This window comes from Thiorhodovibrio litoralis (assembly GCF_033954455.1).
Lineage (GTDB): Bacteria > Pseudomonadota > Gammaproteobacteria > Chromatiales > Chromatiaceae > Thiorhodovibrio > Thiorhodovibrio litoralis.
Map to the genome: position 1 here is coordinate 1,697,479 of NZ_CP121473.1, position 20,005 is coordinate 1,717,483.

General features: G+C 62.1%; 15 protein-coding genes. 6 read left to right on the forward strand and 9 right to left on the reverse strand.

Going from position 1 to position 20,005, the window contains the following annotated elements:
- Positions 1-25: 25 nt before the first annotated feature.
- From Thiosp_RS07430 to Thiosp_RS07445, 4 genes are all read right to left on the reverse strand, one after another.
- Positions 26-2,245: a putative bifunctional diguanylate cyclase/phosphodiesterase gene (locus tag Thiosp_RS07430; protein WP_201064055.1), complete on the reverse strand. Its 2,220-nt coding sequence runs from the start codon at positions 2,243-2,245 to the stop codon at positions 26-28.
- Between the two features lie 145 nt (positions 2,246-2,390).
- A complete protein-coding gene (locus Thiosp_RS07435; protein ID WP_201064057.1) occupies positions 2,391-3,242 on the reverse strand; it encodes a transglutaminase family protein in 852 nt (283 codons plus the stop codon).
- Between the two features lie 91 nt (positions 3,243-3,333).
- Positions 3,334-3,471 carry a hypothetical protein gene (locus Thiosp_RS07440; protein ID WP_201064059.1) on the reverse strand — a complete coding sequence of 46 codons (138 nt, stop codon included), beginning with the start codon at positions 3,469-3,471 and terminating at the stop codon, positions 3,334-3,336.
- 107 nt (positions 3,472-3,578) lie between these two features.
- Positions 3,579-4,124 (reverse strand): STAS domain-containing protein, encoded by a 546-nt coding sequence (locus tag Thiosp_RS07445; protein ID WP_201064061.1) that lies wholly within the window; start codon positions 4,122-4,124, stop codon positions 3,579-3,581.
- 228 nt (positions 4,125-4,352) lie between these two features.
- On the opposite strand from Thiosp_RS07445, the gene Thiosp_RS07450 reads away from it, so the two are divergent.
- Both Thiosp_RS07450 and Thiosp_RS07455 read left to right on the forward strand, forming a co-directional pair.
- On the forward strand, positions 4,353-5,012 hold the full coding sequence (locus tag Thiosp_RS07450) for a response regulator (protein ID WP_201064063.1): 660 nt from the start codon (positions 4,353-4,355) through the stop codon (positions 5,010-5,012).
- A gap of 241 nt (positions 5,013-5,253) precedes the next feature.
- Positions 5,254-5,571 carry a DUF2934 domain-containing protein gene (locus tag Thiosp_RS07455; RefSeq protein WP_323696963.1) on the forward strand — a complete coding sequence of 106 codons (318 nt, stop codon included), beginning with the start codon at positions 5,254-5,256 and terminating at the stop codon, positions 5,569-5,571.
- 95 nt (positions 5,572-5,666) lie between these two features.
- Here Thiosp_RS07455 and Thiosp_RS07460 read toward each other — a convergent pair whose 3' ends face one another.
- The 4 genes from Thiosp_RS07460 to Thiosp_RS07475 all read right to left on the reverse strand — a co-directional run bounded on the left by Thiosp_RS07460 (position 5,667) and on the right by Thiosp_RS07475 (position 12,119).
- Complete coding sequence (locus tag Thiosp_RS07460) at positions 5,667-6,530, reverse strand: universal stress protein (RefSeq protein ID WP_201064072.1); 864 nt, start codon at positions 6,528-6,530, stop codon at positions 5,667-5,669.
- A 13-nt stretch (positions 6,531-6,543) separates the two neighbouring features.
- Complete coding sequence (locus Thiosp_RS07465; protein WP_201064074.1) at positions 6,544-8,025, reverse strand: SulP family inorganic anion transporter; 1,482 nt, start codon at positions 8,023-8,025, stop codon at positions 6,544-6,546.
- A 141-nt stretch (positions 8,026-8,166) separates the two neighbouring features.
- Positions 8,167-10,512 carry a tRNA(Met) cytidine acetyltransferase TmcA gene (locus Thiosp_RS07470; RefSeq protein ID WP_201064076.1) on the reverse strand — a complete coding sequence of 782 codons (2,346 nt, stop codon included), beginning with the start codon at positions 10,510-10,512 and terminating at the stop codon, positions 8,167-8,169.
- A gap of 2 nt (positions 10,513-10,514) precedes the next feature.
- Positions 10,515-12,119, reverse strand: coding sequence for an ATP-binding protein (locus tag Thiosp_RS07475; RefSeq protein WP_201064077.1), 1,605 nt, complete (start codon positions 12,117-12,119; stop codon positions 10,515-10,517).
- An 858-nt stretch (positions 12,120-12,977) separates the two neighbouring features.
- On the opposite strand from Thiosp_RS07475, the gene Thiosp_RS07480 reads away from it, so the two are divergent.
- The 3 genes from Thiosp_RS07480 to Thiosp_RS07490 all read left to right on the forward strand — a co-directional run bounded on the left by Thiosp_RS07480 (position 12,978) and on the right by Thiosp_RS07490 (position 17,794).
- Complete coding sequence (locus Thiosp_RS07480; protein WP_201064079.1) at positions 12,978-14,753, forward strand: N-acetylglutaminylglutamine amidotransferase; 1,776 nt, start codon at positions 12,978-12,980, stop codon at positions 14,751-14,753.
- A gap of 153 nt (positions 14,754-14,906) precedes the next feature.
- Positions 14,907-16,646, forward strand: coding sequence for an N-acetylglutaminylglutamine synthetase (gene ngg / locus Thiosp_RS07485; RefSeq protein ID WP_201064081.1), 1,740 nt, complete (start codon positions 14,907-14,909; stop codon positions 16,644-16,646).
- A 38-nt stretch (positions 16,647-16,684) separates the two neighbouring features.
- The gene (locus Thiosp_RS07490) at positions 16,685-17,794 is read left to right on the forward strand and encodes an osmoprotectant NAGGN system M42 family peptidase (protein ID WP_201064089.1); all 1,110 of its coding nucleotides are present in this window, start codon (positions 16,685-16,687) and stop codon (positions 17,792-17,794) included.
- 102 nt (positions 17,795-17,896) lie between these two features.
- On the opposite strand, the gene Thiosp_RS07495 is transcribed toward Thiosp_RS07490, so the two are convergent.
- Positions 17,897-18,820 (reverse strand): hypothetical protein, encoded by a 924-nt coding sequence (locus tag Thiosp_RS07495; protein WP_201064091.1) that lies wholly within the window; start codon positions 18,818-18,820, stop codon positions 17,897-17,899.
- A 245-nt stretch (positions 18,821-19,065) separates the two neighbouring features.
- Here Thiosp_RS07495 and Thiosp_RS07500 point away from each other — a divergent pair, with 245 nt between their 5' ends.
- Positions 19,066-19,887, forward strand: a complete 822-nt coding sequence (locus Thiosp_RS07500; RefSeq protein ID WP_201064092.1) for a lytic transglycosylase domain-containing protein — start codon at positions 19,066-19,068, stop codon at positions 19,885-19,887.
- Positions 19,888-20,005 lie beyond the last annotated feature (118 nt).

Genomic DNA, 20,005 nt, shown 5'->3' on the forward strand with positions numbered 1-20,005 from the left:
TGATGACGATTGCGGTCTGGCTGCGCTATGCCGGCGCCAAGTCTTCTGTCAGGTCTTTCGACTGCTCGGCCCAGAGCGCTGGCTGCTGATAAGCGGCTACCCATTCGGTGAGCTGCTTGGCGGCCATGGGTCGGGCAATGCCATAGCCTTGGACGCGATCACAGCCCAGGCGCATCAGCAGACAGCCGTGCTCCAGGGTTTCCACGCCTTCTGCAATGACCGCGAGATCGAAGGCGCGGGCGAGTCCGATGATTCCTTCGACGATGGCGCGATCTTCATTATCCTTGATCATGTTGCGCACAAAGGTCTGATCAATCTTGAGCGTCCGCGCTGAGAGCCGACGGATGTAGGTCAGCGATGAATAGCCGGTCCCGAAATCATCAAGGGAGAAGGACAGGCCGAGCAGGGTACCCTGGCGGATCACCGTGCTGACCAGATCCAGGTCATTGAGCGCGGCGGTCTCCAGAATTTCGAGTTCAATACCACAGGGCTGGACACCAGGGTGCTGACCGATGAATCCCGAGACATCCCGCATAAAATTTGGCCTCAGCAGTGAATAGGCCGAGACATTGATATGCAGGCGCAGGCGCAGCCCTTGAGCGACCCAGGCTTCCTGCTCGGTCAAGGCTTCGCGCAGCACCCAATGATCGAGTTGGCGGATCAGGTCGCTGCCTTCGATGGCGGGCAGAAATTCGCCCGGCGCCAGGAGGCCGCGCCGCGGATGCTGCCAGCGCACCAGCGCCTCCGCAGACTCGACCGCTGCGGTGGAGTCGCTGCGCATGTTGACGATCGGCTGATACAGAAGCCGCAGCTCGCCGGCGTTGATCGCCTGTTGGATGTCGCGCAGACGTTCGCGGTTGGCGATGCCCAGAGGGTCCTTTTCCGGGTCGAAAAACTGATAGTTGTTGCGTCCGCTTTGTTTCGCCAGGTACATGGCATGATCGGCATGTCGCAACAGGCTATCGGCGTCGCCATGATCTTCCGGATACAGTGTCGCCCCGATGCTGGCAGAAACCGGATATGGTTGCTCCTCGATCAGGCGTTCGTTCAGCCCATGCAGAATGCGGTCAAGGATCTGGACGCATGCGCCGCGGTTAAGGACATCGGCAAACAGCAGCGCGAACTCATCGCCACCCCAGCGGGCAATGGTGTCGGTAGGGCGGACACAAGAAACCAGGCGTGCAGCAACCGCTTGCAGGAGTATATCGCCAACCTCGTGTCCGCATTGATCATTAACGGGCTTGAAGTCGTCCAGGTCCAGATAGCAGACGGCCAGCCGAGAGTTGTCGCGGTCGGCTACGGCAATGGCTTTGCGCAGTCGGTTCAGAAGCAGTCGTCGGTTGGCGAGCCCGGTAAGATGATCGTAGTAGGCCAGTTGTTCCAGGCGCGTCTGGCTTTCGAGCAGGGCCTGCTCGCTGGTTTTCCGTTCGGTGATGTCGCGGGCAACACCCGCCAGGCGGATGGCTCGACCGTCCGTGCCGCGAATTGCATCCCCATCGGTGGCCAGCCAGTGGGTTGATCCGTCGGGCCAGACAACACGGAACTCGAGGTTGAGCTCGGCGCCATCCTCAGCACAGGCCTGCATGCTCTCGCGCCAGTGCGCGAGATCCTCGGGGTGGAGGCGCGCGGCGATCTCCTCGAAGGTGCCCTGAAAGAGTCTCGGGGCAAAGCCCCACATGGCCGCCATGTCCTCGGACCATTTTACCTGGTTGGTGTCGGTATGCCACTCCCAGATCGCGGTCTTGGAGAGTTGCAGCGCCAGATACAAATGTTCCTCGGTATCCCGGATTGCGTCTTGCATCCGCATCCGCTCAGTAATGTCCTGAGCGGCGCCGCATAAAGTCGTGGGCTTACCATTGGCGTCATACTGGAACTCGCCATAGTCCTGAATGAAGCGAGTTCTTTGGTCGTCCGGACGGATAATGCGGTGCTGATGAACGTAGGGCGCTTTTTCTTCCAAGGCTCGCTGGATGGCCGCCAGCATCCCCGAGCGGTCACCGGGATGGAGGATTCGCAATAGGCTGCCCAGGGTCGATTCGCCCGGCTCGACACCGTGGATATGGCACCAGTGAACCGTCGGCAGGAAGCGACTGCTGTTTGGCTCAAGTGTCCAGCCGCCGACCTGGGCCAGGCGCGCGCTGTGAGCAAGCATCTGGTCGCGTTCGTCCGAACAAAAGGCGCGCGGCGCGGACGATTGCTGTGCGGACTCGCTGTCACCCCCGTGGCTGTTAAATGCTTCTTCCATCGGATATGTCGATTCGGCTCCTTTGGGGACTTCTTGGAATTTATTGCCCTCCATGGGATAGCGACCCGGCGCCAAGGCGTCTTAACTGCAAGAAGGGTTCGATGTCACCTTTCGTAAAGGCAGTCGATGAAAGAGAATTGCCTGGTTACAGGCTGGACACCCAAACCCCCACACTCATCGATGCCCCGGGCGACCCAGTGAAAGCACCCGCGATCGGCGGCACGGACTCTGGGCGTCGCGCCACGGCGACGGCGATGTGCTGGGGGCCGGCCACCGTGCCATTCGATGGATCGAAGCCCTTCCAGCCGGCGCCCGGCAGATAGACCTCGGCCCAGGCGTGGGTGGCGCCGTAGTTGAACGCCGACGGCTCGGCCTGGAGATATCCGCTCACAAAGCGCGCAGCGAGCCCGAGGCAGCGGGCGGTCTCGATGAACAGGGCGGCGGAGTCGCGGCAGGAGCCGGTGCCAAGCGCGAGGGTTTGCGCTGGAGCCTGGACTCCGGGCTCCTCGCGCAGCTGGTATGACAGGCGGTTATAAATGTGCGTACAAAGGCGCTGCAGCAGCGCGTAGGTTTGGATTCGCTCACCCGCCTGCCAGAGGCTGTCGACCCACACCTTGAACGGATCGCCCTCCCCGGGCCGGGAAACCTCCATGTAGGGCAGGAGCACTGGCGTGTCTTCGGCGCAATAGGCGAAGGGGTAGTTGATCGCTTCGGCGTCGACCAGGAAATCGAGCGGTGCCTCGTTGAACTGCTGAATGACGAGGTCGCTCTCGATCGCGAGCTGGCTGGCCAGCGTCTCGAAGGTCGCGATCGCCACGGAATTGTCCTCAACATCACGGTGCCAGCGCAGGGTCGCGGGCGGATCGATGTTCAGTGTCGATGATTCGATGCGCAGGTCATGGTCTTCCCTGGGTCGCAAGCGCAAAACATGGGGGCCGAGTTGCACTTGGCCGGAAAAGCGGTAGTAGGTCCGATGTAGGATGCGATAGCGTTTCATGGGTTAACTGTCAGGCCAGCATCGGGGCAGCAGCTTGCCCGCGGCGGCGCCCAATGGCCCCGAGTCCTCTCGCGGCCATCGGCCAATGCGACTAGGCAGGCGCGCCACCCTTGACGTTTCCCAGCAGGGTTTTGGTTTCCTGCTTTTCCTTCTTCGCCGAGCGCTTTTCTTTCAGCGAATGGGCGGGTTTCTTCTTGGCTTCTTTGTTGCTTTGTCGTTCTTTGGTCATGGGATTCTCTCCGAAGGCTTGGGGACACGGATTGCGCTATTGGCTGACGACCACGAATGCTCCTGTTTGCGTGAATGAACTCCGTCCTGCGAGTCGGGGGGTTGCTTTCAATTTCCCGCTGGTCGGTTGAGTGGAGACTTGGGCAGGTGAAAACAAGCGTCCAGGCCTTTCTCCCCAAGGCGTTCGCGCACTCTGCTGCCGGCGTTCACGATATAAAGGTTATTGCGCCGCGTTCCGGCCTTGCGGTACAAAAAGAGCAGCAGCTCAATGCCCGAGTCAAACACTTGACGGGTATTTTTCATGTCAATCACCAGGCTTTCGGTGTGATGCTGATCGACTCGCACGCTGTGAATCGCCTCCTGTATAATCGCGAGCGAGGCGATGTCCAAGCGCGAACCGGTCCGCACCCACAGCGTTTCCCGCGTTGCCGATCTCGACCCCGAATTCGGGCGCGGTGCGAGGTGGCTGGCTTGCGCGGGACGGCGGTGCGACGAGGCAGTTTTGCCCTGACCGGGGGCCTCATTGAAGAGTTGACTGGCGGATGGCGGGAGGGTTGGCCCGCCCGACGGTTTGCGCTCCAGCGGCTTACCGCGAACAACAGGTGACTCCTCCGCCGGGGTGGCATAGTGCCATGAGCGGTTGGAATAAGGCATGGATGTCGCGCTCCTGAGTGGCGAATCGCGTGTAGGCCACGGCGCATGTCCGGCTCGGACAGCGATATCGCAGCCTCTCTTGCATTAAGTATGCGCGAACGCGCTTGCGGTTCGCATCGGGACCGCCCTGATGTTGGCATCGGCAAAACGCTGTAAACTTGCAGATATAGAATTTCTCTTTCTCCAACTACCCTGGCCCCGGGCTTCATGCGCTGGCGCAGGAAATTAATGGATTATGATTCGCACTATCAGACCCTGGTGATCGTCGATGATCATCCGCTGGTGCGCGAGGGCCTGAAGGCGGTCCTCGCTCGCGACGACGGATTGCGTGTCATCGGCGAGGCCGGCGGTGTTAGTGAGGCACTGGCTCTGGTTCAAGCGCGCAAGCCGGATCTGGCGATCATCGATCTGGCGCTGGCGGATGGCGATGGACTCGACTTGGTCAGGCGACTGAGAGCCCATTGCTCGGACGTCAAAATCCTGGTCTGCTCGATGCGCGATGAGTCGCTCTTTGCCGAGCGCGCGCTCCATGCCGGTGCCATTGGCTTCATTCATAAGAGTGAGGTTGCCCTGCATATTGTCGATGCGGTGCGCACCACCCTGATGGGACGCGTTTATTTGAGTCCGGCGATGGCCGAACGTATGCTCAAGCGCACGCTTCCTGGTCAGGAGTCGGGGGGGCTCGCGGTGGACTGTCTGAGTGATCGTGAATTGCAAGTCTTCGGCCTGCTTGGCGATGGCCAATCCACGGCGCAAATCGCCGAGAGACTGCATTTGAGCGTGAAAACAATCGAAACCCATCGCGAAAACATCAAACGCAAGCTACAACTCAGCAATGCCGCGGAGCTCATGCGTTGCGCGACTATCTGGTCGCATACCCAATGCTGAGCCGAAATGTCGGGCTCTCCCCCCGCCTTGACATGACCATGACACGCGTGACTTGACAACATCTAAGACATACCCCGATGGCGATCTCCTTTGCCTCCCTAGCGCCTTCACCGCGCATCTCGGTTAGGCTAAAGGTGTAGCGACCGCGCGTAATTTTAAGGATCTTGGGGCAGCCATCTGGCAAAGCCCAGTCCCCGTTCGATTCCAAGCGGTTTTTTTCGATACACCCATGAGGTCCGCCATGCCTTTCTCTGCATTCTCGATTCACCCTGACTCCATGGACGAACGCCGCAGCTTGAACGATCGCCGACAACAGGGTGATCGCCGCGACAGCCGGCAGGGCGCGTCCGCGAATGATTCCAACAAGGCCGAGGTCGCCTCCCTGCGCTTCGCCTCGCCGCCGCGCAAAGTCGTGAATCGTGCTTCGCGATCGCAAGTCAATTCGCGGGCGGTGGCTGAGGCGGCTTATTTCCGGGCCGAGAAGCGCGGCTTTCTCAGCGGCTTCGAGACCCAGGACTGGCTCCAGGCCGAAAAAGAAACGCTGTCAGGCATGGAATGACGCACCCCACCAAGAGGCGCTGGCGGAAGCGCCAGCGTCACTAAAATCTGAAGAGCAACCACCACTAGCGCAAGCACTATCGCGTCAGCCGGCGCTCAGCGCAACAGCAGTGTGGGAATGGTCGCGGCGCGCAGCAGGTCGGTGGTTTTGCTGCCGAAGAACAGGCTGCGCAGCGGTGAGTGGCCGTAAGCGCCCATGACTAGCATGTCGATGGCGTGCTCTTTGACATAGCGCGCGATGACTTGCTCGGTATCGCCTGGAATATTGGACGCGGTTGTTTCAAGGTCGGCGTTCTCAAGCGTGGTGCGCGCCCAGTCGAGCTGTTTCGCGCCATCGCGCCGCGGCTGCCCCGACATCACCAGATGCACCGGCAGACCGCGAAACAGTGGGCTGCGGGCGACCATCTCGACGCCGCGTCGGGTCATGGCGCCGCCGTCGAAGGCGATCATCACCCGTTGCGGCTCGCGGAAGTCGTCGGTGACGGCAAGAATCGGGCGATTCAATGCCCGCACCAGGCGCTCGACATTGCGCCCGAGATCGCGGTGGGTGGTTTCGGCCGACTCACCGCGACGCCCGAGCACGAACAGGCGCACGCCGGCCTGCTGCTCGACCAGTGTTTCCTCGAGATCGCCATAGCGCTGGCGCACGTCGGGCGCGGTCACACCTTGGCCGAGGGCGCGCTCGCGCAGTTGGTTGAGAAACAGCCGCCCTTGCTCGCGCACTTGCTTGCTGCGCGCGGCATCCTGATCGGACAGGTCCTTCAGCAGTGTCTGCTGCGCATTCACCCCAATGGCGCCGCTGTGATCATGGGTGCTGACCAACTCCGGCTGGCGCTTGATGATGTGCATTAACTGCAGCGGTGCGTCGAGTCGGCGCGCGGCCCAAGCGGCGGTGTCGGTGACAAAGCCAGCGAAGTGCGACTGATCGACGCAGGCGAGAATTTTCTGTTCGTTTTGCATCGGCGTCATCCTGTCAGTGGCCCATGAGCTGTTCGACAGCATCCGGCTTGTCATGCACCGCGAAGCGTCCGATCAGGGTCGCGCTGGCTTCATTCAGACCAGTGACCTCGACCTCTGTGCCCTCGCGGCGAAACTTGATCACCACCTTATCGAGCGCGCTGACGGCGGTGATGTCCCAGAAATGCGCGCGGCTGACATCGATGCGGACTTTCTCGATGACTTCTTTGTAGTCGAAGGAGGCGATGAACGAATCAGCGGAGGAGAAAAACACCTGACCGATCACATGGTAGACGCGCTCGCGTCCCTCCCGCGTCGGCGTGGAGCCGACATAGAGCACCCGGCTGACTTTGTGGGCAAAGAAAAAGCCCGACAGTAGCACGCCGATCAGCACGCCCTGAGCCAGGTCGTGGGTCAGCACAGTGACCGCCACGGTGGCGATCATCACCACATTGGCATCGAGCGGATGCTCGCGCAGGTTGCGAAACGAGGCCCAGTTGAAGGTGCCGATGGAGACCATGATCATCACCGCGACTAGGGCCGCCATCGGGATGCGCGCCACCCAGTCGTTGGCGAACACCACCATCAGCAGCAGAAAGATGCCTGCCGCCAGGGTCGAGAGGCGCCCGCGTCCGCCGGATTTGATGTTAATGACCGTTTGCCCGATCATCGCGCACCCGGCCATGCCACCGAGAAACCCGGTCGCGACATTGGCCACGCCCTGGCCGACACACTCGCGGTTTTTGTTGCTCTTGGAGTCGGTCAGATCATCGACGATGGTCGCCGTCATCAGGGATTCCAGCAGCCCGACCACCGCCAGCGTCGCGGAGACCGGGAAGATAATGCTCAGGGTCTCCAGATTGAGCGGAATATCCGGCAGCAGGAAGATCGGCAGGCTATCGGGCATCTGCCCCATGTCGCCGACCGTGTGCACATCCAGACCGAAGTAAATCGCCACCCCCGTCAGTGACACGATGGCCACCAGCGGCGAGGGGATCGCCCGGGTCAGGTAGGGGAAGAGATAGATGATCCCCAGTCCGGCCGCGAGCATGGCATAGACAGGCACCGTGAGTTGGCTGCCGGTAATCTCCGGCAACTGCGCCATGAAGATCAAAATCGCCAGCGCATTGACGAAGCCGGTGATTACCGAGCGCGAGATAAAGCGCATCAGGTTGCCGAGGCGCAGCCAGCCGGCCAGCATTTGCAGCACCCCGGTCAGCACCGTGGCGGCGAGCAAATACTGCAGCCCATGATCGGCCACCAGATCGACCATCAGCACCGCCATTGCCGCGGTGGCGGCTGAGATCATTCCAGGGCGCCCGCCAACAAAGGCAGTGACCACGGCAATGCTGAAGGAAGCGTAGAGCCCGACCTTGGGGTCCACCCCGGCGATGATGGAAAAGGCTATGGCCTCAGGGATAAGCGCAAGGGCCACCACTAGCCCGGCGAGCAGATCATTGCGAATGTTGGATAGCCAATCCTGGCGAAGTCGTTTCATGGTCGAGTAAGCGGGCTTGATGACAGAAAACAACAAGCCGCCCGCAGGCGGCTTGAGATGGCGTAAGCCAATGCAAAAAGAGGCGCCTGCGCGCCCCTGGATGCCAGCATTATAACCCGGGCTGAAACCGGTTTTTGGTTTTCAAGCGGATTCGGGGTGGCGCTGAACCATGAGCGCTAGCGAGGCCGCGGTCTTGCGCAAATCGGTTATCAGAGCGGCACGACCTGAATAGCCATTTTGTTGTGCAATATTTTCGGGCGGATGCTGCTGCAGGACGGCGGCGATGAAGCTCTCGGCTTGTCGTTGGCTGAGTGTGCTCCGGGAGATGGCATCGCCAAGGGGCTGGGGGGCGAGGCGGGCAAGGACGGGCAGGGCAGCTTCAATCGTGCGCTTTTGGTTGGCGAAGGCGTGCAACTCGGCCTGGATGGATGCTGGCAGGGATGCGGGGAACTCTGCTGGAGTTGTTTCGCCTGGGAGCCGCTGTTGAGCGCTTTCCCTGAGGAGCGCCAGGACCAGCGCGGGCTCTAGTGCGTTGAGGCGGCCGGGGAGCAGGTGCAGCAGGCGTTCGGCGAATTGGACGCGGGCTTGGGTCAGGAGTGTCTGGCCGGGCGGGGTAAGCGCACGCAGCACGACGGCGGCGTGGGCGCCGGTGGCGGCATTGCGGTGGCTGCCAAGCTGCACTGGCATGAAGCCGCAGGCGTGCCAGAATGCCAGGAGCTCGGCGGTGGCGCCGAAGCTGGCGCCGATCAGGTCGCAGCCATCCGCGGCGGCTTGTTGCACCAGATGCTCGAGCAGGTGGCGGCCGAGGCCCTGGCGCTGCGCGGCTGGATGCACGGCGATGCGCACAATGCGGCTGTAGCTGAGTCGCGGTGCCTCGGCGAGACCGGCATGTGCCGAGAGGGTTTGGGGTAGCAGATGGCCGCGCGGGCGGCGCTCGCCGGCGAAGATGGCGGCGCTCAGCGCATCGTCCAGAGTGCCTTCGCGGGCGCTCAGGGCGGTGGCGAGCAGGGTGTCGCTGTTGCCGCGGTGGAGCGCGGTCAGGCTCAGGTTCGGCCCATCGAGCAGGTGGCGCAGGTCGCTCGGACGGGTCTGGTAGTGCGCGAGCCTGAGCAGGCCGAAGAGCTGGCGCAGTTGGTCTTCCTGCGCGATGAGCTGATCGCGATCGATCCGCGCGATCCGCGGCGGCGGCCCGATGCTGGACTTGACCTGCTCGGCGGTTGCCGGTTCGGCGTCGAGCAGCAGCAGGCGATCGATCAGCGCTTCGAGCGGGTCGCCGGCGGCAAAGCGCACCGGCTGGCGCAGCTCGAGATGCCGCCAGCCCGGTCGTTGTTCATCGAGCAGCGGAAAGAAGCGCAGTGCGAAGCCACAGCCGGTGCCTTCGTAGCCTTGGGTGGTGGTGGCGAAGACGATGCGCGGATATCGCTCCAACAGGTCATGCAATAGCGGCGCCGGAATGCCGGCGGCCTCGTCGACCAGCAGCAGTTCGGCGGCGGGGCGCTCGCGGACGATGGCGTCCGGGGGCAGGAAGCGCAGCATGGATTCCATGGCTGACCCGGCCTTGCCGCGGGCGTGCTCGAGCAGGGTGCGCGCGGCGCGATAGCGCGGGGCGGTGATCAGGACAGGGTGCGCGGCGTGCTGGCACAGCTCGCCCGCAGCCAGGCCCAGCGCGGTGGATTTGCCGCGGCCGCGCCCGGCGCTGACGACCAAGGGGCGGGGGTTGGTATCGGTTATTAGGGCGCGGATGGCCGCGAGGACTTGCAGTTGCTCGTCGGTGAGCAGCCAGTGGTCGGGGGCGGCAGATTGCAACTTGGGGTGCATTCTTGTGGGGGCATTGGGATGCAAGGCACCGCGCAGGGCGGGACGGAAGACAGGATCGTCACCTGTGGTGATCAGTCTGCTGACTGGGGTGCCGCTCTGCTCGCGCGGTAGTTGAGTCATACCATCAACAGGGACGGGTGCGCTTAGCCGCAGGGTTCCGACTTCAGCCATGACATCAACCTGGGTGGGCGCGCTCAGTCGCAAGGTTGCAGCCGCGCCAGCCAATTGCAGGGCCATGCGCGCCAGGAAGCGCTGGCCGACATCTTCTGCCCGATAGGGATGAGTTGCGACGCGCGTGGCGGCGGGATCGATAAAATCCGGCCATTGGTCGAGCGGTGGACACAGCAAGATCAGCAGGCCGCCACCGCGCAGAGCACCGCTCGCGGCGGCCAGGGCATCGGGGTCGAACCCGGCAAAGAGATCATAGACGATCAGATCGCACTCGCTGCCGAGGAGTTGTTCTGCCTGGTTGACCAGTGAGCTGGAGTCGGATGGACCGCGGCCAATCCAGGGGACAGAGGCGGGAGCTGGCAAATCCTGGCCCAGTTCACGGAGCAGGGCCTGCGCGACCCGGTGGGTTTCGTGCGGGGAGCCTTCGACGAGCAGGAGCCGCCGGGCACGGTGCCGCGCGGGAACGGAGGTTGGCCGTTGCTTTGGCCTTTCTCGCATCCTCAACAACCCCAAACGCTGATCTCACGCGGTCCCCAGCGCTCCTCGCGCCGCCACAGTCGCTGCTCCCAGGTGAGAATCGGATCGCGGTGGAAAATGACCAAGTGGGCATCTTCGGCGCCGGCCTTGTCGGCGTAGTCGGATGTCTGCTCCAGGCTCCGGGCCAGGATGCTGTCCAAGGTGCGCCCGACGTGCAGCAGTTTCAGCTCAATGACCACGCGCTGCACCGGGCCGAAAAAGCCGGCGCTTTCATCCAGTGGCCACTCTAGCAAGAGGTCCGTGCGCCGGCGGCCGAGGGCGTATTCCCGAGTCAAGCGGCCACCGCCGTTGAGTATTCGCTGCAAGAAGGCTTGAATCAGCAATTGCGGGCCGGCCTCGCGGTACTCGAAGCGCTCCACCCAGCTCTCGCCATGCTCGCGGAAAAACTGCTGAAAGGCAGTCAGCAGCTTGGCCATATCGAGCCGCCGATCCTGGCCCAGGTACCAGAGGGTTTCCTGATTGGCGATCATCGTCTGGGTGGCCCAGGTTAGCTCCCGGGGGATGATTTCCTGGTAGATACGGTTGCTGATTTCCAACTTGGGGCGGGTGCGCACTAGGCCCAGGTCCTCGACATAGTGCAGATCGTCCTCAGGTACCTGCGGCTGGGAGCCCTCAGTGGAAAGCAGCGCCGCGATTACCGCGTGCACCCGCGGCTCCTTGAGCTTGTCGGCGAGTTGGTCGAGATGGGTGGCTCGCGACAGGATCAGCCGCTCGCGACCGTCGCGGTAGTCTTCGAGCGTGATGGGGCGCGAGCGGTCGCGGGCGGCTTTATTTTTCCAGGTTATTTCGTAGCCCAGAGCGTTGACCAGCCAGGGCTGGCCCCTGGTATCGAGCCAGAGTGGCTCGAAGATTTCCGGCGCAAAGTGCTGGCCCGTTGCCTCTGTGTGTTGTAGCCACAGCGCCCGCACCTCGTCTGCGGTAAAATTGCCGATGCGCAGCGACTCGGCTTTGATGTTGAAAGCGCTGCCGCCGGTGATGATTTCCTGATCAGCGCTGCGCATGCGGTAGTCGCGCACATCGCGCACGCCACACAGAATGATGCTTTGCGGAAAAGCCTCGGGCCGCTGATTATAGCCGGCGCGGATCTGGCGCAGTAGGGAGATCAGGGTGTCGCCCACCAGGGCGTCGACCTCATCGAGCAGCAGCACCACGGGCGTGGAGCTCTGCCGGCACCAGTGCTCGAGCAAGGTGGTGAGCTGATCCTGGGCGACGATGCCGCGCCCTTCGTTCGCCAGCCAGGTCTTGATGCGGGTATCCCCGAGATGAATGTCAATGGCGCGCGCGATGGCGCTGCACACTGTGGGTATTCCAATGGTCGCGTCTCCTCGCGCAGCTTGGGCGCCCTCGATATTGGCGTAGACACAGGCGAAGCGGCTCTCCCGGTTCAACTCAGCCATGATGGCCAGCAGGGTGCTGGTCTTGCCGGTCTGGCGCGGGGCGTGCAGCACGAAATAGCGTTTGGTCCCAATCAGATGATTGATTTCTGTCCAATCGACCCTCTGCAGGGGTGGCAAACTGTAGTGGTCATCCGGATCGACAGGCCCGGAGGTATTGAAAAACCTTTCCATCGTGGCACCTTCGTGTGAATCGACCGCCGTGCTAATTGAAAACCAGACCGCAGGGCAACTGTGGTGTCCCCCAGTGTCGCAGAAAGGATGCGTGGTCGTCGCACGCAGCGCGCCAAAGGAAGCGGCACACGAGCGCGAACCCTTTCCAAACGAGCATAGAATGCAAGCGACCCGGGGTCGCTTCCTGGTTGCGATACTTGGCATTATAACTGCTTGATAAACCCCTTAAGCGTCCAGGGAATGGCGGTCGGCTATATGAAAATATTTGCTTGGGGGGGCTTCGGTGGCGTGTTGTTGTTGACCGGCTGAGCGGACTCCGGCTGCGTGGGGTGCTCGCTGGAAGTGTGCGGTTGTCTTGGTTAGAATGATTCGCTGTTGGTTTTTGCTCGGTTCTCTGTTTTCGTTTTGCAGTTCTCGTTTCGCGGTCGGCAGCAATGCCACCGGCCCGGCCAATGGTTTGATCGCCGTCGGTGTGGAGACGACGCATTTGTCGGCTGAGGGGCGGTGCTGCCTTGATGGTGCTCTGCTGTTGTGCCGCCAGGCTCCATTTTGGTGCGATCCCATTTTGGTGCAATTTATAGCTCGCCGCTCGCTTTGGCGATCCAAGGGTTGGACCGCGCTGCCAAGCTTCATCCACTAATCTCTAATGCCCCGATTCCGAAAGCAATCGACCAGCTAGCCAACAAAAATTGCCGCCGGGCTGCTTGAGTGGTCGTCCGCGGATGGTCTCTCGCAGTTGTCTGGGGCGTTCAAAGCCGTGCCGGGCGCGACATCGGCCGTCGGCGCGTCCGCGAAACCGGCTCCCAAATACCGGCCCCAAAACACCGGCCTCGAAATGCCGGCAGGGAGTAAGACCTGATGTGTGGACTCTGCGGAGAGATCCGTTTCGACGACAAGCCTATTGATCTCGCCGCGCTGGCGGCCATCAATGACACCATGGCGCCGCGCGGGCCGGATGGCCGCGGGCTGTTTCAGCAGGGCGCGCTCGCCCTTGGTCACCGGCGTCTGAGCATTATTGATCTCAGCACCCATGCCGCCCAGCCGATGGTCGATAACACCCTGGGGCTGAGCGTGGCCTTCAACGGCTGCATCTATAACTACCAATCCCTGCGCGAAGAGCTCATCGGCAAGGGTTATCAATTCTTCTCCCATGGCGACACCGAGGTGGTGCTCAAGGCCTTTCACGCCTGGGGCGAGCGCTGTGTTGAACGCTTTCATGGCATGTTCGCCTTTGCGGTGGCGGAGCGTGACAGCGGCCGGCTGACGCTGGTGCGCGATCGCTTAGGGATCAAGCCGCTGTATTTGGCCGAGGTACCGGGCGGTTTGCGCTTTGCCTCCAGCCTGCCGGCGCTGCTCGCCGGCGGCGGTATCGATACCGATCTCGACCCGGTCGCGCTGCACTATTACATGCATTTTCATTCCGTGGTGCCGGCGCCTTACACCATCTTGCGCGGGGTGCGTAAGCTGCCGCCGGCGAGCATCCGCGTCATCGAGGCAGATGGCCGCTCGCGCGAGCACTGCTACTGGGAGCCGCAATTTGAAGCTCAGGCCGGGGACGCGGGGCGCAGCGAGCAGGACTGGCATGCGCTGGTGCTAGAGTCCTTGCGCACCGCGGTCGACCGCCGGTTGGTGGCGGATGTGGATGTCGGCGTGCTGCTCTCGGGCGGACTGGACTCCAGCCTGATCGTCGGCTTGCTGGCTGAGCAGGGGCAGACCGGGCTCAATACCTTCTCGGTCGGCTTCGAGTCGGTCGGCAGCGAGGTGGGCGATGAGTTCCAGTACTCGGACATCATCGCCAGTCACTATGGCACCAAGCATCACAAGATTCAGGTCGACTCAAAGGCCAAATTGCTGCCGAACCTGCCCGGCTGCGTGCGCGCCATGGCCGAGCCCATGGTCAGCCATGACGTGATTGGCTTTTATCTGCTTTCCCAAGAGGTCGCCAAGCATGTGAAGGTGGTGCAAAGCGGGCAGGGCGCTGATGAAGTCTTTGGCGGCTACCACTGGTATCCGCCGATGGTCGGCAGCACTGATCCGCTGACCGATTATGCGCGCGCCTTTTGCGACCGCGAGCAGGCCGAGTTCTGCCAAGCGGTGCATCCGCGTTTTCATGGCGAGGATTACAGCCGCGACTTCATCCGCGCGCATTTCGCCCATCCGGGTGCGGATGCGCCGGTCGACAAGGCACTGCGCATCGATCAGACCATCATGCTGGTGGATGACCCGGTCAAGCGCGTGGATAACATGACCATGGCCTGGGGGCTGGAAGCACGGGTGCCCTTCCTCGATCACGAGCTGGTCGAGCTGGCTGCGCGGGTGCCTGATGGGCTCAAGCTGGCCGACGAGGGCAAGGGCATTCTCAAGGCTATCGGGCGCAAGGTGATTCCATCGGAGGTCATCGACCGGCCCAAGGGCTACTTCCCGGTGCCGGCGCTCAAGTATCTGCGCGGGGATGTGCTAGACATGGTGCGCGGGGTGGTGACCTCCAAGCGCGCCCAAGAGCGCGAGCTGTTTCAGGCAGGCTATGTCGAGAATCTGCTGGCAGCACCCGAGGATCACATCACGCCGTTGCGTGGCTCCAAGCTGTGGCAGGTGGCTTTGTTAAACCTTTGGCTCGATGAACATGGGCTTTAGGCGATGTTCGCCATGTTTCATCGCATCCGAGCCGATGGATCTCCGGCGGGAGCGGCCTCAGCCGCGAGCCGTTGCGGCTGAAGCCGCTCCCACCCGTCACAGTCAGAACGGGGCAAATGAATTTGCCTCCACAATTTGAATGCGGGAGACCTTATGGCAATCAAAGACCGCAACCATCACCGGCTGGCCCGCAAGCATGCGCCCACCCTGACCAACTGGCAGCCGAGGGCTGCGGAGCGCCAAATCGCAGCCGATGACAAGATGGTCGATTGCGGCTGGGGGCGGCTGATCTTCGGTCAGACTTTTTCTGACCTGGAACAACTCGCCCGCACCCTGCAGGAGGAACGCTCCGGCAAGCGCGATGTGGCGCTTTACCTGCGCGATCCGCACGTGGTGCTGTCCTTCGCCCCTCAGGACTTGTTTCTTGATCCCTCACACACCTTTCGACTCTGGCTCGAGCGCTACCATTACTCCTCGCGCCGGCCCAAGGGCTTTGTGGTGCGGTTGCTCAATAGCCGCAGCGATGCCGAGGCGATTCACCGGCTTTATTGTGCCCGCAAAATGGTGCCGCCGCCGCCGGAGTTCATCTGGGAGAATCATGCCTCCAAGGTGCTGCATTTCTGGGTGGCGGAAGACGAGCAGGACGGCGCTATTCTGGGCGCGGTCAATGGTGTTGATCATGTCGAGGCGTTCGGCGACCGCGAGAACGGCGCCAGCCTCTGGGCGCTGGCGGTGGACTCCCAGGCGCCTTATCCCGGCATCGGCGAGACCCTGGTACGTCAGGTGGCGGAGTTTTTCCAGGCGCGCGGGCGGGCGTTTCTTGACCTCTCGGTGATGCACGACAACAAGCAGGCGATTCGCCTGTACGAGAAGCTCGGCTTCGAGCGCGTGCCGGTGTTTGCGCTCAAGAACAAAAACGCCTTCAACGAGCCCCTGTTTATCGGCAGGCAGCCGGCGGCCGATTTGAATATCTACGCCGGCATTATCGTCAACGAGGCGCGTCGGCGCGGCATTGGCACCGAGGTCATCGACGCCGAAGGTGGCTATTTCGCCTTGAATCTTGGCGGGCGGCGCATCGTCTGCCGCGAGTCCCTGAGCGAGCTGACGACAGCGGTGGCCATGAGCCGCTGCGATGACAAGTCCGTGACCCATCGGATGTTGCGACGCGTGGGTCTGCGTGTGCCGGAGCAGATCAAGGTCGAGGCGCTCGATCAGGCCGAGGCCTTTCTGTCCAAACGCGGCAGCGTGGTGGTCAAGCCCACGCGCGGTGAGCAGGGTGCCGGCATCAGTGTCGATGTGCGCGACGCCGCCGAGCTGGAGCGCGCCATCAAGCGCGCGCGACGGATTTCCGACACGGTGATTCTGGAGGAATTCGTCAGCGGTGATGATCTGCGCGTGATTGTGATCGACTTCGATGTGGTGGCTGCGGCCATTCGCAAGCCAGCGCAGGTGATAGGCACCGGCCGCCATAAAGTGGGCGAGCTGATTCATCTGCAAAGCCGTCGGCGGCGCGCTGCAACCGGCGGGGAGAGCGCGATTCCGCTCGATGATGAGACCGAACGCTGTGTCGTTCAGGCCGGTTACCGCATGGACGACATGCTGCCCTATGGCGAAGTGCTGCAAGTGCGCAAGACAGCCAACCTGCACACCGGCGGGACCATTCATGACGTGACAGCCAAACTGCACCCGGACCTGAAAAAGGCCGCCAGGGCTGCCGCGCGTACCCTGGACATCCCGGTGACCGGGCTCGATTTCATCGTTCCCTCGGTCAGCGAGCCGGAATATGTCATTATTGAGGCGAATGAAAGGCCGGGACTGGCCAATCACGAGCCCCAGCCGACGGCTGAGCGCTTCGTCGATTTGCTGTTCCCGCAGACTGTTACCCGCCCATAGCGGAGCAGTCCCTAACAGATTATTGGCGAGGTTCCCGTTTGAAGCAGCTCCCGATCGATCTCGAGTACTTGCAGGATATTCTGTTCAAACTCTTATTTACCCCAAGCCCCGCCGGCTACACCGACCGCGTGGTGCATCTGGTTTGCGAGGAGCTAGAGCGCCTGGGTGTGCCTTTTGAGTTGACCCGTCGAGGTGCGATTCGCGCGACGCTCAAGGGCGAGGCCGAGCGCCCGAACAAAGCCGTGGTGGCCCACATCGACACTCTGGGCGCCATGGTCAAGGCGCTCAAGCCCAACGGTCGCCTGGAACTGGTGGCGGTCGGTCACTGGAATTCGCGTTTCGCCGAAGGCGCGCGCTGCACCTTGTTCACTGATATTGGCCAGCACCGTGGCACCATTTTGCCGCTCAAGGCCTCAGGGCATACCTTCGGGCCGGAAATCGACAACCAGCCGGGCGGCTGGCAAAACGTCGAGTTTCGCATCGACGAGCGGGTGGCCAATCTGGGCGATCTGCTGCAACTTGGCGTGCATGTCGGGGACTTCGTCGCCATCGACACCCAGCCCGAGATCACCCCCACCGGGTTCATCAACTCCCGTCATCTCGACGACAAGGCCGGTGCTGCGGTGCTGCTGGCGGCGGTCAAGGCCACGGTGGAAAATGACGTGCGCCTGCCGGTCAACTGCCATCCGCTGTTTACCATCTCGGAAGAAATCGGCTCGGGTGCCTCAGCGGCCCTGCATCAGGACGTGGCCGAGATGCTGACGATTGACAACGGCACCACGGCACCGGGTCAGAACTCCAGTGAATTTGGCGTCACCATTTGCATGGCCGACATGGGTGGCCCCTTCGATTACCACCTGACCCATCGCATCATTCAGATTTGTCAGGAGTTTTATATTCCCCACCAGCGCGACATCTTCCGCTACTATCGCTCCGACAGTGCCGCCGCGCTGGAGGCGGGTAACGATGTGCGCACAGCGCTGGTGACCTTTGGGATCGATGCCTCGCATGGCTACGAACGCATTCATCAAGACGCGCTCGAATCCCTCGCCGAGTTGGTGGCCATCTACATGCAGAGTCCGCCGCTTTACGCCCGTGATCGTTACGAAATGGGGCCGCGCGCCGGGTTCCCGACGGTGCCGGGTTAGCGGTTCGACTGCCACAGCCGCTGCTTTGGCGGCTGGCAAGTGCTCCGGATCACTTGCGCCATCACTTGCCCTGGGCCATGGGCAGCGCAAATGTGGCGTCGATCAGCCGGTCGGCAAATCGCGATGGTCGAGGAAGTTGCGGCGGAACTGATCGCACTTGCCGAGCAGATCGCGCGCACTCTTGGGCATGGGCACGCGGGCGCGCACAATGTTGGTCACCAGCGCAGTGCCGGCCGTGAGAATCCGATTGCCCTCCTGAGCTTCGTGAATTTCCTTGAGGGACGGGGCGGGCGATAGTCGTGGCTGGATGTTCTGCAGGCGGTCGCGCGCCACCACAAAGGCTGGCCAGACCTTGAAGATAGCCGTGTCGGTGCGCAATATTTCCGTCTTGCTCTTGGCCGCCTGGGCAAATTCAAGTAACAGCGGTTTGATATTGGGCATCTGGGTGCTGCCCTCGAAGGTTGCCATCAGGGTTGCGCTAATGCGGTCGACATCACGCATGGTCTGGGCGATCTTGATGTAGCGGCTCTCGTAGAAGGCGGAGATGGGCTGACTGAAGGCCTTGAATGGCTCACCCCAGAGTTCGTCGATGCCTTCATCCCCACCGCGATGACGCACCATCTGCCCCAGGTCCAGTGCCTCGAGCAGATAATCGCCGCATTCGCGCATCAGGGCATTATCCGGCTCGATCTCGACACCATCGGCCTGTAGTTCCACCAGTTTGGTGAAGATGGCCGTGGCGCGGTTGAACAATGCACCGGCGAGCATGGCGCCGTTGACGCGTTTGCGTTCCGGGTCGGTCTCGCGCTGATAGGCCTCGCGCGCCTCGGCCAGGCGGATGCCCGGGATGTTGATCCCATGCTCGACATGGTTGAACAGACGCCGCGTCAGCGCCTCGATCAAGCCTTTTTTGGCCTCCAGGCTCTCGGCCGGGGGCTCATAGTGCTTGATCCAGTACCCGTCATAATAAATGCAGGTGCGGTTGTCGATTTCCGCGATGGTTCCGTTGCTGGTAGCCTGACTCATGGGCGGGCGACAACTCTAAAATGCACGGCAAAAGGCTGTACGTTGCGGGCGAAATGTCTTGAGAAATTGCTCTCGGCAGAGGCATTGTCCGCGCGTCACTCGGGGCAATGCAAGTCGCTTGTAATGCCGGTCGCACGCGGCGGATTGGCCTGGGCCGCTACTCAGGCTATGATGCGGCCAAAGGCCGTGGTTGCCAAACGATTATTGTGACTGGAGTCCGGCATAACACAAGCGAAGGTGATTGGATGGCGAATAGAGACTTCAAAAATCGGATCGCCCGTGACGCCGTCGCGATGCTGTTCCTCTCGGTCGGTCTGACCGCCCCAGTGCTGGCTGACGCATCCGCGAAAAAGCCACTCGAGGCGGCAAGCCCCGAGCCTGCCGCTGCAAGCCAGCCAGCGGCCTTGCCAAAGCCGCCGGACAAGCCTGTGCCGAGTCGTGACGAGCTGGTCAAACTGGTCGATCGCATGGCGGCAAAATATGGGCTGGACGCCTCGCTGGTGCATGCCATCGTGCGCGCGGAGTCGAACTACAACCCACATGCCGTCTCGCGCGCCGGCGCCGTGGGGCTGATGCAGGTGATGCCGGAAACCGCCGCTGACTATGGCGTGACCTCGAGGGAAAAGTTGTTCGATCCCACCATCAATGCCCAAACTGGCTCGCGCCATCTCAAACGCCTGCTCGGCAAGTACAGCATCGGCAAGGCGGTGATGGCCTACAACGCGGGTGAGGGAGCGCTCGAGCGCAGCAATGGCTTTGTCACCTATCCAGAAACCCAGGTCTACACCTATCGGGTGCTGACAACCTATCTGCGCGGCAAAGGCATTAAGCCCTACTCGCCAGAGGCGCAGAAATTGACGGGTATCACCTTGACACCGGCCATGGCGCGGGCGGACTCTGGGGTAAAGAGTCGGGTCAACCGGCAGCTTTCGCGCTTGCGCCTGCGCCTGGAGCCGACCTGGGTTACCAGTCCGCTGTCGAAGAATGCGCTCGACCCCAGCTTGCATCGCGTCGGGCCCAAGAGTAAGCCTATGATTGTGCTCGAGAGGCCGAAGGTGATGCGCTAGCGCGGAATGCTGGCGCTCGCATCGGCGTCGAAGCGCGCCGGTTTTTTGACGGCAGTGCCTTGCCAGGACCGGCAAGCCGCTGCCGAAAACCCGACGGATGTACTGCTTGACTGTAATA

Coding starts and splice junctions, on each gene's coding strand:
- Thiosp_RS07430 (WP_201064055.1), bottom strand. CDS start 2,245: ATGGAAGAAGCATTTAACAGCCACGGGGGTGACAGCGAGTCCGCACAG.
- Thiosp_RS07435 (WP_201064057.1), bottom strand. CDS start 3,242: ATGAAACGCTATCGCATCCTACATCGGACCTACTACCGCTTTTCCGGC.
- Thiosp_RS07440 (WP_201064059.1), bottom strand. CDS start 3,471: ATGACCAAAGAACGACAAAGCAACAAAGAAGCCAAGAAGAAACCCGCC.
- Thiosp_RS07445 (WP_201064061.1), bottom strand. CDS start 4,124: ATGCCTTATTCCAACCGCTCATGGCACTATGCCACCCCGGCGGAGGAG.
- Thiosp_RS07450 (WP_201064063.1), top strand. CDS start 4,353: ATGGATTATGATTCGCACTATCAGACCCTGGTGATCGTCGATGATCAT.
- Thiosp_RS07455 (WP_323696963.1), top strand. CDS start 5,254: ATGCCTTTCTCTGCATTCTCGATTCACCCTGACTCCATGGACGAACGC.
- Thiosp_RS07460 (WP_201064072.1), bottom strand. CDS start 6,530: ATGCAAAACGAACAGAAAATTCTCGCCTGCGTCGATCAGTCGCACTTC.
- Thiosp_RS07465 (WP_201064074.1), bottom strand. CDS start 8,025: ATGAAACGACTTCGCCAGGATTGGCTATCCAACATTCGCAATGATCTG.
- Thiosp_RS07470 (WP_201064076.1), bottom strand. CDS start 10,512: ATGCGAGAAAGGCCAAAGCAACGGCCAACCTCCGTTCCCGCGCGGCAC.
- Thiosp_RS07475 (WP_201064077.1), bottom strand. CDS start 12,119: ATGGAAAGGTTTTTCAATACCTCCGGGCCTGTCGATCCGGATGACCAC.
- Thiosp_RS07480 (WP_201064079.1), top strand. CDS start 12,978: ATGTGTGGACTCTGCGGAGAGATCCGTTTCGACGACAAGCCTATTGAT.
- ngg (WP_201064081.1), top strand. CDS start 14,907: ATGGCAATCAAAGACCGCAACCATCACCGGCTGGCCCGCAAGCATGCG.
- Thiosp_RS07495 (WP_201064091.1), bottom strand. CDS start 18,820: ATGAGTCAGGCTACCAGCAACGGAACCATCGCGGAAATCGACAACCGC.
- Thiosp_RS07500 (WP_201064092.1), top strand. CDS start 19,066: ATGGCGAATAGAGACTTCAAAAATCGGATCGCCCGTGACGCCGTCGCG.